This window comes from Sinorhizobium sp. CB7 (assembly GCF_041357635.1).
In the GTDB taxonomy this organism is placed as follows: Bacteria; Pseudomonadota; Alphaproteobacteria; order Rhizobiales; family Rhizobiaceae; genus Rhizobium.
This window is the reverse complement of sequence record NZ_JAULLL010000006.1, coordinates 185939-201167: the sequence shown is the minus strand read 5'-3', so window position 1 is coordinate 201167 and position 15229 is coordinate 185939. Positions and strand designations below refer to the sequence as shown.

14 protein-coding genes are annotated in these 15229 nt (G+C 59.3%); 5 read left to right on the top strand and 9 right to left on the bottom strand.

The window, feature by feature from the left end:
* Nucleotides 1-43 precede the first annotated feature (43 nt).
* Together AAE029_RS13505 and AAE029_RS13500 are read left to right on the top strand one after the other, a co-directional pair.
* Nucleotides 44-940: a sugar phosphate isomerase/epimerase family protein gene (locus AAE029_RS13505; RefSeq protein WP_371073364.1), complete on the top strand. Its 897-nt coding sequence runs from the start codon at nucleotides 44-46 to the stop codon at nucleotides 938-940.
* A gap of 540 nt (nucleotides 941-1480) precedes the next feature.
* Nucleotides 1481-2527, top strand: coding sequence for a glutamine synthetase beta-grasp domain-containing protein (locus AAE029_RS13500; protein WP_371073363.1), 1047 nt, complete (start codon nucleotides 1481-1483; stop codon nucleotides 2525-2527).
* A gap of 274 nt (nucleotides 2528-2801) precedes the next feature.
* On the opposite strand, the gene AAE029_RS13495 is transcribed toward AAE029_RS13500, so the two are convergent.
* The gene (locus tag AAE029_RS13495) at nucleotides 2802-3827 is read right to left on the bottom strand and encodes a hydroxyacid dehydrogenase (protein ID WP_371073362.1); all 1026 of its coding nucleotides are present in this window, start codon (nucleotides 3825-3827) and stop codon (nucleotides 2802-2804) included.
* 143 nt (nucleotides 3828-3970) lie between these two features.
* Here AAE029_RS13495 and AAE029_RS13490 point away from each other — a divergent pair, with 143 nt between their 5' ends.
* The 3 genes from AAE029_RS13490 to AAE029_RS13480 are packed head-to-tail and all read left to right on the top strand — an operon-like array spanning nucleotide 3971 to nucleotide 6407.
* Nucleotides 3971-4546 carry a TetR/AcrR family transcriptional regulator gene (locus AAE029_RS13490; RefSeq protein ID WP_371073361.1) on the top strand — a complete coding sequence of 192 codons (576 nt, stop codon included), beginning with the start codon at nucleotides 3971-3973 and terminating at the stop codon, nucleotides 4544-4546.
* Nucleotides 4547-4584: 38 nt separating this feature from the next.
* Entirely contained in the window at nucleotides 4585-5487 is a 903-nt protein-coding gene (locus AAE029_RS13485) for a DMT family transporter (RefSeq protein WP_371073360.1), read from the top strand.
* Nucleotides 5484-6407 (top strand): DMT family transporter, encoded by a 924-nt coding sequence (locus tag AAE029_RS13480; RefSeq protein WP_371073359.1) that lies wholly within the window; start codon nucleotides 5484-5486, stop codon nucleotides 6405-6407. The genes AAE029_RS13485 and AAE029_RS13480 overlap by 4 nt, the downstream gene beginning before the upstream one ends.
* 223 nt (nucleotides 6408-6630) lie before the next feature.
* Here AAE029_RS13480 and AAE029_RS13475 read toward each other — a convergent pair whose 3' ends face one another.
* The 8 genes from AAE029_RS13475 to AAE029_RS13440 all read right to left on the bottom strand — a co-directional run bounded on the left by AAE029_RS13475 (nucleotide 6631) and on the right by AAE029_RS13440 (nucleotide 15162).
* Entirely contained in the window at nucleotides 6631-7056 is a 426-nt protein-coding gene (locus AAE029_RS13475; protein WP_371073358.1) for a cupin domain-containing protein, read from the bottom strand.
* 11 nt (nucleotides 7057-7067) lie between these two features.
* On the bottom strand, nucleotides 7068-8447 hold the full coding sequence (locus tag AAE029_RS13470) for an NAD-dependent succinate-semialdehyde dehydrogenase (protein ID WP_371073357.1): 1380 nt from the start codon (nucleotides 8445-8447) through the stop codon (nucleotides 7068-7070).
* A 65-nt stretch (nucleotides 8448-8512) separates the two neighbouring features.
* Complete coding sequence (gene otnC, locus AAE029_RS13465; protein ID WP_371073356.1) at nucleotides 8513-9151, bottom strand: 3-oxo-tetronate 4-phosphate decarboxylase; 639 nt, start codon at nucleotides 9149-9151, stop codon at nucleotides 8513-8515.
* Nucleotides 9148-10419: a 3-oxo-tetronate kinase gene (gene otnK / locus AAE029_RS13460; protein ID WP_371073355.1), complete on the bottom strand. Its 1272-nt coding sequence runs from the start codon at nucleotides 10417-10419 to the stop codon at nucleotides 9148-9150. Before otnK ends, otnC begins: the two co-directional genes overlap by 4 nt.
* Nucleotide 10420: 1 nt before the next feature.
* Nucleotides 10421-11113 carry an aspartate/glutamate racemase family protein gene (locus AAE029_RS13455; protein WP_371073354.1) on the bottom strand — a complete coding sequence of 231 codons (693 nt, stop codon included), beginning with the start codon at nucleotides 11111-11113 and terminating at the stop codon, nucleotides 10421-10423.
* A gap of 50 nt (nucleotides 11114-11163) precedes the next feature.
* A complete protein-coding gene (locus AAE029_RS13450) occupies nucleotides 11164-12240 on the bottom strand; it encodes an ABC transporter ATP-binding protein (protein ID WP_371073353.1) in 1077 nt (358 codons plus the stop codon).
* Nucleotides 12233-13993 (bottom strand): ABC transporter permease, encoded by a 1761-nt coding sequence (locus AAE029_RS13445; protein ID WP_371073352.1) that lies wholly within the window; start codon nucleotides 13991-13993, stop codon nucleotides 12233-12235. The genes AAE029_RS13450 and AAE029_RS13445 overlap by 8 nt, the downstream gene beginning before the upstream one ends.
* A 62-nt stretch (nucleotides 13994-14055) precedes the next feature.
* Entirely contained in the window at nucleotides 14056-15162 is a 1107-nt protein-coding gene (locus AAE029_RS13440) for an ABC transporter substrate-binding protein (RefSeq protein WP_371073351.1), read from the bottom strand.
* Nucleotides 15163-15229 lie beyond the last annotated feature (67 nt).

Below are 15229 nucleotides of genomic sequence, written 5' to 3'. Positions count from 1 at the left end.
GGGCCCGGCCTTTTCAATGAGTACAGCAGGAACGGTCCGGATCATGTCCAAAATCGGTGTTCACTCCTTCGTCTGGAGCGCCGGCTCGTCCAGGGACGAGCTGGAAAAGGCTCTGAACAACACGCATCAGCTTGGCTTCAACCTGATCGAATTTTCTTATCTCGACCCGAAGCAGGTTGACGTCAGATGGCTGGCTGGCCGTATTCGCGAGCTTGGCCTCGACGTGGCCATCAGCATGGGGCTTCCGCCCGAAGGCGATATCTCCAGCAGCGATGCATCCGTGGTCGCGCGCGGCGAGGAGATCCTCGACAAGGCGGTCGCACTGACCCGCGATCTCGGCGGCACCAAGCTCGCCGGTATCCTGAGCTCCGCTCACGGCAAGCAGGAGCAGGCTCTGACGAAGACGGCCTGGGACACCAGCGTCTCGACACTTGCGAAGGTTGCCGATCGCGCGAAGGCGGCGGGCGTGACGCTGAATCTCGAGATCGTCAACCGCTTCGAGAGCAACATGCTCAATACTGCCGCTCAAGGATTGTCCTATATCAGGGACACCGGCGCCTCGAACGTGTTTCTCCATCTCGACACGTTCCATATGAACATAGAGGAAGCGGATGCGGGTCTTGCGATCCGTCATGCCGCAGACAAGATCGGCTATGTCCATATTGGTGAAAGTCACCGCGGCTATCTCGGCACCGGCAGCGTCGACTTCGCCGGCATCTTCGACGCCTTGGTCGCGATCGGCTGGGACGACTACGTGACCTTCGAATCCTTCTCATCGACGATCGTAGACAAGGATCTGTCGCTCAAGACCGCCATCTGGCGCAATCTCTGGACCGATAATGTCGCGCTCGCCACGCATGCCCGACAGTTCATTGATCTGGGTCTCGAGACCGCACGCCGCAAGGCCGAGCTTGTCGGCGAGGCACATCTGCCGGGCTGACTTATAGCCCTGAAGATCAGCATCGATTTTGGGCCCCAGCCAGGTTTCAAGTGAATAGAGCGCCGCGCGTCCTGGCTGATGCGCGGCGCTCCCGCATCAAGGCTGATAAAAGAGGCGATTAGATGCGCCATCTCGGCACCGATCATTCATCATGGCGTGGTCAAGCCCAAGTTCTGCCCTTTGCAAGGCGTCGAGCCTAAAAAACGTTCGAAGACGCTGCGCATTTCGGTTCAATATGCCTAAAAACACGCCAAATGGTGAACGCTTGAGCAGTTATTTGAGGATCGGCTAGACGTCGAAACAATTGCACTTTTGAACCGCGCCCACCGGACAGCACCGTTCCTGCGATGATCTGATGAATTCCAGGCGATCGTAGCGGCAAACAGATCACACTGGCCGCGCCATTCGCAGACAAAAATCTTCGACAGCCCGATTTGGCATGCCACGTGCATCTCACGTTTCAGCCGAACGCGTTTTGGCGGCGGGGAAGTTATAGGAGTTCCCCATTGCTTGGCATGATCGCCGATGAAAGGTTTTGAAATGACAAAATATAAGCTCGAGTACATCTGGCTCGATGGGTACACACCGGTACCAAATCTTCGCGGAAAAACGCAGATCAAGGAATTCGACGCGTTTCCGACGCTGGAGCAGCTTCCGCTCTGGGGCTTCGACGGCAGCTCCACGATGCAGGCAGAAGGACGTAGCTCCGACTGCGTCTTGAAGCCGGTCGCCGTCTATCCGGATCCGGTCCGCACGAACGGCGTTCTCGTGATGTGCGAAGTCATGATGCCCGACGGCAAGACGCCGCATCCGTCCAACACCCGCGCAACGATCCTGGACGACGAAGGCGCATGGTTCGGTTTCGAACAGGAATACTTCTTTTACAAGAACGGCCGGCCGCTCGGCTTCCCGGAAAGCGGCTTCCCGGCACCGCAGGGCCCGTATTATACCGGCGTCGGCTACAGCAATGTCGGCGACATCGCCCGCAAGATCGTCGAAGAGCACCTCGACATCTGCCTCGCTGCCGGCATCAACCATGAAGGCATCAATGCCGAAGTGGCAAAGGGTCAGTGGGAATTCCAGATTTTCGGCAAGGGCTCCAAGAGGGCTGCCGATGAAGTCTGGATGGCTCGCTACCTGCTGCAGCGCCTGACGGAAAAGTACGGCATCGACATCGAATGGCACTGCAAGCCGCTCGGCGACACCGACTGGAACGGTTCGGGCATGCACGCAAACTTCTCGACCGCCTACATGCGCGAGAAGGGCGGCAAGGAATATTTCGAAGCCCTCATGGCCGAATTCGAAAAGAATCTACACGACCACATCAATGTCTATGGCCCGGACAACCACATGCGCCTGACCGGCAAGCACGAGACGGCACCTTGGAACAAGTTCTCCTACGGCATTGCCGATCGCGGCGCTTCGATCCGCGTTCCGCACAGCTTCGTCAACAACGGTTACAGGGGCTATCTCGAAGATCGTCGTCCGAACTCCCAGGGCGACCCCTACCAGATCGCTTCGCAGATCCTGAAGACGATCTCATCGGTTCCGACGGACGCCTTCGATAGCGTTTCGGCCGCTGCTTGAGCTCTCTCATGGCGAAGGCGTAAGGCCTTCGCCATTGGCTGTTCATGACGCTTACTGCATGTTTCCTTAAATCGGAACCGATTTAAGGATAAAAACATGCAGCAATTCAAAGTGCTATAGCGACCTTTGTGCGTCTGATAAGACGCACGGCGCTGTAGGGCGTTTTCGATGCAAATCGAAATGGGATCGGCTGCCGCCGATCCCATTCTGCTATGCGGGAAAAGATTGCTGCCTCCGCTCCACGCGGACCGGTGAATTTGGAGCCGTTTTCAGCCTACGAAATCGATACGGGCTTTGAGCGTAGACGGCTGGCGGTCGCAGGATCGGCTCTGCGGCAAAGCTGGGGAGGGAGACCCTTCATGATCAACTCCGCATCCGCCACTGACATGGCGCCGAGTTCGTAGAAGGCATCGCGGGTGCCCCCGGTGCGATGCGCCGAAAGCAGGAGGGCCGGAATGGTCCTGACCGGGTCGTCGGCGGGAACCGGCTCTTCCGGGAAAACATCAGTCGCAGCCCGGATATGACCGGAGCGGACGGCTTCGAGCATGGCCGGAAAATCGACCACCGCCGCGCGGCTCATCAGCAGGAAGGCGGACCCCGGCTGCATCAGGGCAAATTCGCGCGCGCCGATGAAACCTTCGTTTTCGCTGGTGACGCTCGCAAAGACGAATACGACCCGGCTCTCCTTTAGCACGTCGTCAAGCGATGCCGGGGCGCAATCCTGCCGCTCGATAATCTCTTTCGGAAGCCAGGGATCGAAGACGCGCACAGTGTTCTTGAACGGCCGGATCAATTCGCGCAACTGCTTGCCGAGATCGCCGAAGCCGATGATGCCAACAGGGGCGCCGGCAAAACGAAATGTCTTCTCGTTTCCGGCAAGCCCGTATTCCTCCTTGCCCTGACGAAAGTCGCGATCTGCGACAGTTATTCCGCGGGCAAGGTCGATCGCCATGGCAAGGGCGGCCTCCGCAACAGGCGAGGCGAAGGCGGACGCCGGCGTGATGACCCAGATGCCGCGCTCCGCACAGGCCTGATAGTCGATATTGGGCAGGAAGTTGGATTCGACGTTGATGATCGCCTTCAGTTTTGGCGCCCGGTCCAGCCGCTCCTTCGGCATCGCCGTCTGCCCGAAGATCAATACCGTATCCGCCAGCAATTCCTCCACCTGCTCGTCCGGCATCGGACGATCTTCCGACAGCACCACCTCGCCGAGTTTTTCGAGGCGTGCCCTGACTTCCGGGGTCATGATCAGGTCCAGCGTTCGCGGCAGTGGATCGACAAGCACGATATTGCGGCTCATAGGCTGTTTTCCCTCCAGGCAAGAACCGTACAAAACCTCTTTCTGCAGGCGTTACCTGGCCTCGTCAATCGAGATCGACGCGGCGGCTCTTGACATGCAGGCAAAATAGGTAGATCGGTCTACATATTTGATGGAGAACCACAATGCCTGACAGAGCGCCGGCGAAGGACCGTCTATTGAAAGCGGCGGCCGAACTATTCTATCGCGATGGTGTCGGCGCGACGGGCATCGACGCCATCACCGCCCATGCCGGCGTCGCGAAGATGAGCCTCTACAACAACTTTTCCTCCAAGACGGATTTGGTGAACGCCTATCTCGAGGCCCGCCTTGTCGAATGGCAGGACCTTTACCGGGAACGCCTCAAACAGGCGACAACTCCGCGCGATCGGGTGCTCGCTGTGTTCGATTCCTATGTCGACCACGCGGAGCTTGCCTACACGTGGGGTTTCCGAGGATGCGGGCTGCTCAATGCCGCGGCGGAACTTCCGGTCGACGATCCTGGTCGTGTCACCGTTGCCTCGCAAAAAGAGGAAGTGGAGCGCCTGTTCAAACAGCACCTGCTCGAAATGCGCCCATCCGGAGGCGCGATCATCGACGAGACCGCCGAGCATCTCTCCTTCCTCCTGGAGGGAGCCATGTCGCGCGCGGGACTCGAGGGGCACGACGCTCGATTAAAGACGGCTCGCAAGATCGCAATCTCCATCATGGACCAATTATGACATCCAGATTTTCGTCCTCCCAGGTGGGAGCCGCGTGCGTGCTGCTCGCGTCGGCCCTCTGGGGAACCACAGGCACGACGGCCACTTTCGCGGCTGGCGTGAGTCCCCTCGGCATCGGCGCCGTCACCATGGGCCTCGGCGGCCTGCTTCTAGCGCTTACGGCGATGCGCTCTATTCTCGAAAGCGGCAGCAGGATTCTGAAGCACTGGCCGATGCTGGCGTCCGGCGCAGTGTCCGTCGGCGTTTATCCCCTGGCATTCTATACCTCGATGCATCTGGCGGGTGTGGCGATCGGAACGGTCGTTTCCATTGGCTCCGCACCGTTGGCCGCATCGGTGATCGAACGTGTATTCGACGGCTGGAAGCTAACGACGAGATGGTGCATGGGAGCGGTGACGGGCCTTGCGGGGGCCGTCCTGCTTTGTTTTGCCAAATCAGGTCCTCATGGCCAAGTGAACCCTGCGGGCAGCTGGAACGTCGTTTATGGCATCCTCCTCGGTCTCATCGCCGGGTTGACCTACGCTCTGTACTCCTGGGCGGCCCGTCGCCTGATGCAGGCCGGCATTCCTCCCCGTGCGGCCATGGGTTCGGTATTCGGGATCGGCGGACTTTTCCTGCTCCCGGTCCTGGTGATCACGGGAGCGCCTTTCCTGACGTCATGGACGAACCTCGCTGTGGCAGGGTACATGGCCTTCGTTCCGGTCCTCGTCGCGTATGTGCTGTTCGCCTTCGGGCTTGCTCGCGTGTCGGCGACGACCGCCACCACGCTCTCGCTTCTGGAACCTGTCATCGCCGCCGTCCTGGCCGTCGTGATCGTCGGGGAAAGGCTTCCCGCGGCCGGCTGGGCGGGGATTATCCTGATCGTCGGCTGCCTCTTCATCCTGACGGCACCATCGTCAGCCAAGCAAGACCTCGCTCCTGAGCCGGAAGCGATCCGATGAGCGAAATCGCCGCGTCTTCGATCCAACAACGGAACCGAGTTCTGGTAATCGGCGCCCTCATTCTTCTCGAGACGGCGCTTGTTGTTTCCTGGAGTGCCGGCTTTGTTGGCATCCGGTTCGCCATCGACCATGCTCCCATCTTCCTGATCCTTTTCTGGCGAAGCCTTGTCTCAGGGCTCGTCCTGCTCCCGTTCGCGCTGACCATCGGACCGAAAATCAGGCGGAAGGATGCCCTGTCCCAGATGCTGTTCGGCTCTCTGGCGATGGCCGGATATCTTGCCGGATTCGCCTTGGCTATCGAACGTGGCGTGCCCACGGGGCTCGTCGCCCTCATCACGGACATGCTGCCGCTGGCGGTTGCCGTCCTGTCGTGGCCGATCCTCGGGCAGGGCTTGAACGCCAAGCAATGGCTGGGGTCGTTTCTAGGTCTCGCTGGCGTCCTGATAGCGTCGGGCTATTCGCTTCACATGGGCGACGTCCCGCTTTGGGCATATGGCCTGCCCATCCTCGGCACGCTGTCGCTCGCCTTGGCGACGCTTCTTCAGAAGCGCAACCCGGCTGCCTTGATGCCCGTGCATCAGAGCCTTTGTATTCAATGCCTTTCGGCATCCGGGATATTCGCGCTCTTTGCGTGGCACGAAGGCGGCGTGCTTCCGGTTCTCGAACCCGGCTTCATCGGAGGCATTCTGTGGCTCGTCTTCGTCGCCACCTTCGGCGCGTGGAGCCTGTACTACGTCGCCCTCAGGAAATCGTCGCCTGCGCGGGTCACCGCCGTACTCTACCTCAGTCCGCCAGTGACCATGATCTGGGCATGGGCGGTGTTCGGCGAGCCGATGTCCTGGGCCATGGCCGTCGGGCTGCTCGTCTCGCTGATGGGTATCGTCATCGTGGCGCGGTCGCAGCCGCGTGCTTGTACATAAAAATCGGCGTTGGTAGCGTGCAGGACCAGTCCGCTTAGGCAATGCTCCGGCACGAAGCCCTGCTGGGCCAGCTCGGAGCCGAGCCGCCACGATACCGCCTAAGCATTTGGGTTAGTTCGGTTTCCTCTGATTGTCGTCTAGCCCAGTGGGCGGCCTTGCTGACGCCTTCTTCAAACGCCCGCTCGCTGCCCGGGCTTCACGGCAATTTCGGCGACCTCCAGGATCATTTGCTCTCTCCCTGAAGACCGTGCTCAGCATCGATTGGCCGCTCCTCACCCGAAGCAATCATGGTGCGCGTCGCATCGATCGACGCGTAGATCCAGAAGATGCGCATGGGCTCCGTGGAAGAGGCATTGATGAAGCGGTGCGGAACGTTGGCGGGGATCCAGGTGGTATCATTGGGTCCCAATTCGTGCCGGATGCCGTCGATTTCGGCGATCGCGTTGCCGTCAAGCACCATTACGCTTTCTTCGCAATTGTGCTTGTGCAAGCCGATCGCAGCCCCTGGATCAAAAGCCGTGATGCCGTTGATCATGCTCGTCGAGCCGCATTTGCGGGTGACGAGCGGGGTTGTGCGTGCACCACCGCCGCGATCGTTTGTTTTCAGTTCGCAGGGGCGGAGTATTGCTGGCTGGGCATGCGAGGTCATGCTCTCATTCCTTAGATTGCAGCGCTGGCCGGACCGATCCAGATGGTCTTGATGTTCACGAATTCGCGGATGCCATACACGCCGAGCTCGCGGCCGTATCCGGAACGCTTGATGCCGCCAAAGGGATAGCGTGGATCGGAAGCCACCATGCCGTTTATGAAAACTGCGCCCGCATCGAGCTCGCGGGCAAGCTTGCGGGCTCGCCTGACGTCCTTGCTCCAGATCGCCGATCCGAGGCCGAATTCAGTCTGGTTGGCAAGACGAATAGCCTCTTCCGCATCCTTCACGCGGATGATAGCGGCAACCGGTCCGAAAGTCTCTTCCTGGAACACTGTCATCTCAGGTGTAACGTGATCGAGGACGGTTGGCGGATAGTAGAAGCCATCGCCGACAAGCGGCTTTCCCCCCATCTTCAGCGTCGCTCCAGCCGCAATGCTCTTTTCCACCTGAGCCTGAAGACCGTTCATGAGGTTGGCGCGGGCCATCGGACCGATGTTGGTGTCACGCTCGCGCGGATCGCCGATCTTCAGCTTTGCGACGCCTGCACAGAAGAGTTCAACGAAGCGGTCTGCGATGCTCTCTTCGACGAGGAAGCGCTTTGCGTTGACGCATGACTGGCCGACGTTGATATAGCGTGCCTTGACCGCTATCGCTGCCGCTTCTTCAAGATCGGCATCCGCAAGAACGATGAACGGATCGGATCCCCCGAGCTCGAGCACCTGCTTCTTCAGGGCCTTTCCCGCCTGTGCGGCTACCATGGCTCCCACTTCGGTTGACCCCGTCAGGGTAACGGCGGCAATGCGATCATCTTCGATCAGGCCAGCCACCTTCTGCGGTTCGATGAGCAGGGTGCGAAACAAGCCTTCGGGACAGCCCGCTTCCTTCATCACCTCCTCGATGGCAAGCGCGCACTGCGGTACGTTGTTTGCGTGTTTCAGAATTGCCCCATTGCCGGCTGCGAAAGCGGGAGCAGCAAACCGGAAAAACTGCCAGAACGGATAGTTCCACGGCATGATGGCAAGAACGACGCCGAGCGGATCGAAGGCGACAACGCTTTCGAACGCATTGGATCGGACAGGTTCATCGGCAAGATACTGCGGAGCGTGCTCCGCATAGAAGTCGCAGTTATAGGCGCACTTCTCAATTTCCGCTTCCGCCTCGACGATCGGCTTGCCCATTTCAAGGGTGATCATCTCGGCATATCGCGCCTTATTCTCACGAAGGACCTTCGCCATTCCATGCAAAAGGCGAACACGTCCTTCGGCGGGGACCTTTCGCCATGCCTTCTGAGCTTCCGCAGCGGCCGAGAGAGCAGCATTGACGAAGGCATCGTCGTGAGCCTCGTAGCGCGCCAGTTCGCGTCCGTTCGCCGGATTGATTGCTGTAATCATGCAAGGCTCCTGTCTGCCATGTTTGCTTGGGCTTTGCCGCCATGAGCAGTTTTCATCACTTCCCTTTACTGGGCTCCGAAAACGGCCCTGAGTTCTTCCACGCTTTCAGCCGAGAGCATCCGCTTCGGAGCATCGCGCAGGAGGTGCAGCAGCTTGGCGGTTTCCTCGAGTTCCTCGGCCGCGTAGACGGCTGATGCGAGGTCGCTCCCGGTCACAACCGGTCCGTGGTTTGCAAGCAGCACCGCGGCATAGCGACCCTTGAGACTTCGGATCAGGTCTCCCGCCCTTTCGTCGCCGGGTCGCACGTAAGGGACGAGTTTCACCTGCCCGACCCTCATGACCACATAGGGAGTGAGTGGCGGAATGCAGTCGTCCTCGTCAGTATCCGTGACGCATGACAATGCTGTCGCGAAGGTGGAATGGAGGTGAACCACAGCACCCGCTTGAGGTCGTGTCTCATAGAAAGCGCGGTGGAGAAAAATCTCCTTGGATGGCTTGTCACCCGAGACAAGGTTTCCGTTGCGATCGAGTTTGCTTATTCGTGCCGGGTCGAGAAAGCCCAGGCATGAATTGGTAGGTGTGATCAGCATGCCGTCCTCGACGGCGGCGCTGATGTTCCCCGCCGATCCCACCGAGAAGCCGCGATCGAAGAGTGATTTCGAAAAACGAGTAATGTCCTCTCTCAGCATCGATTCTCTGCTCATCCGCCAGCAAGCCCTTCCAACGCCTTCTTGAAGAAATCGGGCGCCCCAAAGTTTCCTGATTTAAGCGCCAGCGCCACGGGTTCCACACCATTCGAAACCAGCACGGGCACCCCGGGATCGATTTCGGGACCAATGGACAGCGCACCCAGATCGAGCGCGGAAACGACAGCGCCGGACGTTTCGCCTCCGGCGACCACGAGACGGCGGATGCCCGACCTGACCAGTTCCTTTGCCGTTTCGGCAAAGAGCTGGTCCAGAGCATGTGCGACTCTCTCGCGACCATACTTGTCCTGCAGTGCGCGCACCGCTTCAGGTGTTCCTGACGAATAGGCGAGCGGCGCCTGTCCGTCATGCCTGAGGAGGAAAGCGGCAACATCGCCAGCCGTCGTTCCGCCTTCCATTACGGCATCGACATCGATAGCCATCGTTGGATGATCGGTTTTATGCAACTCGACCTGTTCTCTCGTGGCTCCCGAGCAGCTTCCGGCGAGGACGGCACCTGGCCCCCGGACACCTTTGCCCGCAGCGCTGTTTCCTTTTGCGAGACCCCGATCAATGAAGTTTGAGGGCAAGCCGATCGCGATCCCGGACCCCCCGGTTATCAACCGGCTGTCGGCAAGTGCGCGCCCGACTGACACGAGGTCGCCGTCGTTGATGGCGTCGACAATGACAAGAGTTTGCTCTGCGCTGGCTGCGGTCTCCAGCGCAGTTGCTATCGCTTCCGCCCCGTCGCGCACGACGTCAATGCCGACGTGCCCCACTTCCGATCGAGTCTGACGTCTGAGCCACCGGCGGATATCGGCATCTGTCATCGGATTGAGAGGATGGTTCTGAAGCCCGGATTCGTTGAGAAGCTTGTCCTTCACGAAGAGGTGGCCCTGATAGACCGTTCTGCCTGCACCGGGAAATGCGGGGCACGCAACAACTCCTTTGACCCCCAGGGCATTGGCGAGCGCCTCGCCGACCTGCCCAATATTGCCTTCCGGAGTGGAATCAAAGGTCGAGCAATATTTGAAGACGATCTGCTGGCATCCCTGTCTCATCAGCCAGTCAAGAGCGAGGAGGGATTGTTCGACCGCGTCTGCCGCCGGAATTGAACGGCTCTTCAAAGCGATGACGCCGGCTTCCACGTCTTGCCCCGCATCTTCGGCTGGTATGCCCAGATATTGAACCGTGCGAAGGCCACCTTGTTCCGGCATGCCCTTGGCGAGCGTATTGGCTATATCGCTGGCACCCGTGAAATCATCCGCAATGACACCGATCAGCATTTCACAAGACACCTCGACGAATTGCTTGGTCATCGATAGCGAGCAGTCGACGCAGTTTCGCAATGGCTGCATCGGGGCTCGTGAGAACAAGGATGTCCGTAACCGCCTGGACCGCCGTCAGAGCCCGGGCAGTTGAAAAATGTGCCAATGTGATGGCATTGAAGCCATCAAGCCTGGCGGCCGCATCGGCAACGAGCCGGTTGTGTGTTTCAGCGTCGCCTGCGTGAACAGCTTCAATCGCCCCCTCGACCAGAATACTCGTAATTTCGGCTGATGGATTCAAATGTTGGGCTTCCTCGCGAAACTCGACTTCCATCCCTTCCCGAGCGGGTGGGAAGGTATACAGCATGGCAATGCGCCCCCCTTTTTGGATGGCCGCCTCGAACATCGCCTCATTCGGCTTCAAGACAGGAACATCAACTGTTGTCGCGGCATACTCGATGGCCCGTCCGAACGCGGAGCACGTAAAGAGCACTGCGTCGCTGCCGATCATCCGCGCATACTTGGTCAATGCGACAATCCTGCTCGTCAGGCCGTCCGTGATCTCGACCTGCTTTGCCCGGTCCGGCGAGAGACTGTCCTCAAGAATATTGACCGTATCGGCTTCGGGCCAAGTTCCTGCAAAGGCATGCGCGATCGGGTCCATGGCGATGGTCGTTGCATGGATAAGCGCAATTCTGGGTTGCGTCGTCATTCGAGTTCATCCCTAAAAAGGAGGATCAGCCGCCGCTGACGGCGCACTTACTATTGCGGACCCGCGGAAAACACCCAGACGCTTTCGGCTGGTATGCGTGCCCATACCTTGCCGGAAGCAAGCTGCTTTGTGCCATGCGCTTTTGCCACGAAATCTCCCCGTCTCAAGCGATATTCCCAACGGTCACCAAGGTAGATGCTGTCATCGAGGTTCATCTCAAGGCCATCCGGGGCCGGGCTGTCGGATACACTGATTTGTTCGACGCGGATGACGGCGCGCGCATCCTGGGCTGCATGCAGCCCGGTTGTTTCGCGAACGGTTCCGTTGAGGCTCCAGTTGTCGCCACCGATGACTGCAACCTTTCCATCAACGGTCTTCACCTTTGCCTTCACGATATTGTTGGCACCCAGGAAGTCAGCCGAATAGAAGCTGTTGGGGTTCGAGTAAATCTCCTGCGGCCCGCCTTGCTGGACGATGCGTCCGTCTTGCAGCAGGAGAATATTGTCCGCAGCCGCCAGTGCTTCGCTCTGGTCGTGTGTCACCAGGATGGCACAGATCTCCAGATCCAGGATCAGCTTGCGGATCCAGTAGCGAGCCTCTTCCCGGAGCTTTGCGTCGAGGTTCGACAGCGGCTCGTCGAGGAGAAGGACACGAGGCTCGTAGACCAGAGCCCGGCAGATAGCGACGCGCTGTTGCTGTCCACCGGAGAGTTGCGAAGGAAACCGATCTGCCAGATGCCCAAGACCCATTCGATCCAGGATAGCCTGCACGCGCTTCTCGATGTCTGGCTGCGCGACGTTGCGCAGCTTGAGCCCGTAGCCGACGTTTTCCTTGACGGTGCGGTGGGGCCAAAGAGCATAGGATTGGAACACCAGTCCGATGTTCCTCTGTTCTGGAGGAAGCGCAAGCTTCCTCTCGCCATCCAGCACCGTCTTCCCGCCGATGACGATCTGTCCGACCTCCGGCTGCTCCAGTCCCGCGACACAGCGAAGCAAGGTCGTCTTCCCGCTACCGGACGCTCCGAGCAGAGCGACAATCGAACCGCGCTCGGCCGTGAACGAAGCACCTTTCAGGATCTGCAGTCCGCCAAGCCACTTCTGGACATTGCTAACAACGAGTTCAGTCATGGATTTTTGCTCCCAAACGAAGGGCGAGTGCGAGGCCCGCGCCAGTCAATACGATGCTGATGAGGGAAAGGGCGGCGATCGTGTTCATGGCACCCGTCTGAAGAAGCGAGACCATGAGTGAACCGATGACTTCAGTGCCTGCGCCCATCAGGTAGACGCCCGTCGCGTATTCGCGAAGGAAGATGATCATGATCAGGGCCCACGCGCCCGCCAAACCCGGTCGGACGATCGGGATGACGACATCCCTCCAGGTCCGCCCGATCGTGGCACCTGTCGTGCGGGCGGATTCCTCCAACTCCGGCGCGACCTGGATGAGCGTGCCCTGAAGAAGGCGCAGACCATAGGAGAGGCCGACGACGACGTATGCGACGAACAGGCTGGCCAGTGTCGGCCGCAGCGGCGTCAGGAACGGCACGAACAGGAATACCCAGAAGAAGGCCAGACCGATGACCAGACCGGGAAGAGCCCGCGGCAGCAGGACGATATAGTCCAGCACCGTGTTGGAAAGGCCCCAGTTGCGGTGGCCTGCGAGCCCGACGAGCAGATAGATACCGACCGCAAGCGCGCCGCCGAAGACCGAGAGCACGACCGTGTTGATGAGGCCGCGCACCAGGCTCGGCACTTCGAGCATTCGATCAAAGTTCGCGAATGTAAGCTGGTCCCAGAGATTGACTCCCTCACCCCAGGCATCGACGAAGGCGCGAACCGCGATTCCGCCGATCGGCAGGGCGACCGAGACAAAGAGCCAGAAGCCGATGATCGAAAGGGCGATAAGCTGACCGCTCTTGCCAAGCTTGAGCGTGGAAACTCGCGCACCCTTGCCGCCCATCGCTGCATATTTGCGCGCATTTCGAAGGAGCTTCCGCTGCATCCAGACGAGCGGCAAGGTAATCAGGATGAGGACGACTGCCACGACAGCCATAAGCTGGTAGGTCGGCGTCCCAAAGAGGGTGGTGAGCTTGTAGATGTAGGTCGTCAGCACCATGATGCCGTTCGGGTCGCCAAGCACCAGGGGAATGCCAAAGGTTTCGAATCCAAGCAGGATATTCAGAGCCGCGGCAAAAATCAGGGCGGGAAACACCATGGGCAAAGTGACATCACGAGACACCTGCCAGATCGATGCTCCCGTGGTCCGCGCAGCCTCCTCGAGATCCGACGGCAGGTTGCGCATTGCGGACGACACGTAGAGATAGACATGCGGCACATGGCTCAGACCGGCGATGAGGATCATGCCCGGAAGGCTATAGATGTTCCAGGGCACCACTCCGACCAGGTCACGCACAAACAGCGACACGAAACCGGTCGGTCCTACAGAAACCGTATAGCCGAATGCCAGGACGATTGATGAAATGAACATCGGCACCAGTACAAGGATCTCGAGAAGCCGCTTTGCCTTGATGTCCGTACGCGTGATGAGGAATGCCAGAAGGCCACCCAACGGGACCGCGATGGCCACCATTCCGAAAGAGAATACGGCCGTTGTTCCAAGCGCCCGATAGAAGTTCCTGTCGGTGAAGACGTAGCGATAGGCATCAAGGCCGAATTTGGCGCGCGGGCTGAAGAATGCAGCCGTCAGAAAGCTCTGGTAGATGATCAATCCGACGGGAGCCAGAACCGCGATTGCAAGCAGGCCGATAACAATACGACGATAGGCATTTGCATTGCCGTTTCGCGGCATTTTCGCGGGATACTTCTTCTCGGCTGCCGATTTGGTCATCGCGAGCGCAGCCGGCGCTGGTGCATGGGTAGACATATCTGCCTCTCACAAAGGAAATTGAAGCTGCGGCGCATCAGGACGCCGCAGCCGGAGCGGCGTTAGCGACCGAGGGCGGCCTTCCAGTCGTTCAGGAACTGAACCCGCTTCATCTGGTCCATATATTCAAGCACGCCTTCGTCCACGGCGATCGGCTTGAGGCCGCCACCGACACGCTCGTTGAGCGTTTTTACGTTCAGGCCAGCGGTGACGTCTTCACGCACCGAGGGAAGGCCGCCTTCCGCGAGCAGCGACTGGCCTTCCTGGGAAAGCATGAAGTCGATGAACAATTTGGCGGCGTTCGGATGGGGGGCGTCCTTCGTCATCAGGATCAGACGGGAGAAAGCAGGCGTGTAGTCGCTTGCGAAATGAACGCCGAGGTTCGGGCTCTCCTTTACCCAGTCGAGGGCGTAGGAGCCGATGATATTGATGGCAATGACGTTCTCGCCAGAAACGATCGTCTCCTTCATCCCGCCAGAGCTTGAGTAGATCTTGGCTCCATCTTCTCCCATCGCCTTGGCGAGATCCCAGAAGTCGGATCGGTTGCGGGCGTCGTTCGAGTGATGGAGAAAGCCCGAACCGCTCTTTTCCGAATCGAAGGTGGCGACCTTGCCCTGGAGTTCAGTCTTGTTGTCCTTCAGGAACGTGATCATTGCGGCATAGGTCTTCGGCAGCCGGTCTTCCGAAAGCGCCTTGGTGTTGTAGATGACGCCGACGGGCTCGATGGTCGAACCGAAGAGCATGTTCTTGTAGTTCGCCCAACTCGGCAGGTTAGCTGCTTCCGGCGAGGCATATTCCACCGCGTAGCCGTCCTGGACCAAGGTCATTTGCAGGTCCATGGCGGAGCTCCAGACAACATCAGCCGTCGTCTGTCCTGCCGCAGCCTCTGAGATTACCTGATTGTAAGCGCCGTTCGTGCCGAGGTCGTTGTAAGCGATCTTGATGCCGTATTTTTTCGTGAACGCATCCTGAAGCTTCTGCGACTGGGCAGCGTCGGTCGACGTATAGACCGATACGGTACCTTCTTTTTTGGCGGCCTCGACGATCGCTGCGTAGTCCGCGGGGTAACCAGCGGGGAATTCCTGAGCAAATGCCGTCGTACCGAAAGTGATCATCAATGCGGTCACGGCAACCAAGCGTGCGGAAAGGCCCGATACTCTCTTGTTCATTTTTCTTCTCCCAAAAAAGTGCCCGCGCTCCAAGCTCCTCCGGGCGGTGATGCGAGGGCTAAAGCGC

What these genes read in the sequence shown, in the direction of transcription:
- AAE029_RS13450 (WP_371073353.1), bottom strand. Translation starts at nt 12,240, where the DNA reads ATGACTGAACTCGTTGTTAGCAATGTCCAGAAGTGGCTTGGCGGACTG.
- AAE029_RS13470 (WP_371073357.1), bottom strand. Translation starts at nt 8,447, where the DNA reads ATGATTACAGCAATCAATCCGGCGAACGGACGCGAACTGGCGCGCTAC.
- AAE029_RS13475 (WP_371073358.1), bottom strand. Translation starts at nt 7,056, where the DNA reads ATGACCTCGCATGCCCAGCCAGCAATACTCCGCCCCTGCGAACTGAAA.
- AAE029_RS13505 (WP_371073364.1), top strand. Translation starts at nt 44, where the DNA reads ATGTCCAAAATCGGTGTTCACTCCTTCGTCTGGAGCGCCGGCTCGTCC.
- AAE029_RS13500 (WP_371073363.1), top strand. Translation starts at nt 1,481, where the DNA reads ATGACAAAATATAAGCTCGAGTACATCTGGCTCGATGGGTACACACCG.
- otnC (WP_371073356.1), bottom strand. Translation starts at nt 9,151, where the DNA reads ATGAGCAGAGAATCGATGCTGAGAGAGGACATTACTCGTTTTTCGAAA.
- otnK (WP_371073355.1), bottom strand. Translation starts at nt 10,419, where the DNA reads ATGCTGATCGGTGTCATTGCGGATGATTTCACGGGTGCCAGCGATATA.
- AAE029_RS13440 (WP_371073351.1), bottom strand. Translation starts at nt 15,162, where the DNA reads ATGAACAAGAGAGTATCGGGCCTTTCCGCACGCTTGGTTGCCGTGACC.
- AAE029_RS13455 (WP_371073354.1), bottom strand. Translation starts at nt 11,113, where the DNA reads ATGACGACGCAACCCAGAATTGCGCTTATCCATGCAACGACCATCGCC.
- AAE029_RS13480 (WP_371073359.1), top strand. Translation starts at nt 5,484, where the DNA reads ATGAGCGAAATCGCCGCGTCTTCGATCCAACAACGGAACCGAGTTCTG.
- AAE029_RS13495 (WP_371073362.1), bottom strand. Translation starts at nt 3,827, where the DNA reads ATGAGCCGCAATATCGTGCTTGTCGATCCACTGCCGCGAACGCTGGAC.
- AAE029_RS13445 (WP_371073352.1), bottom strand. Translation starts at nt 13,993, where the DNA reads ATGTCTACCCATGCACCAGCGCCGGCTGCGCTCGCGATGACCAAATCG.
- AAE029_RS13490 (WP_371073361.1), top strand. Translation starts at nt 3,971, where the DNA reads ATGCCTGACAGAGCGCCGGCGAAGGACCGTCTATTGAAAGCGGCGGCC.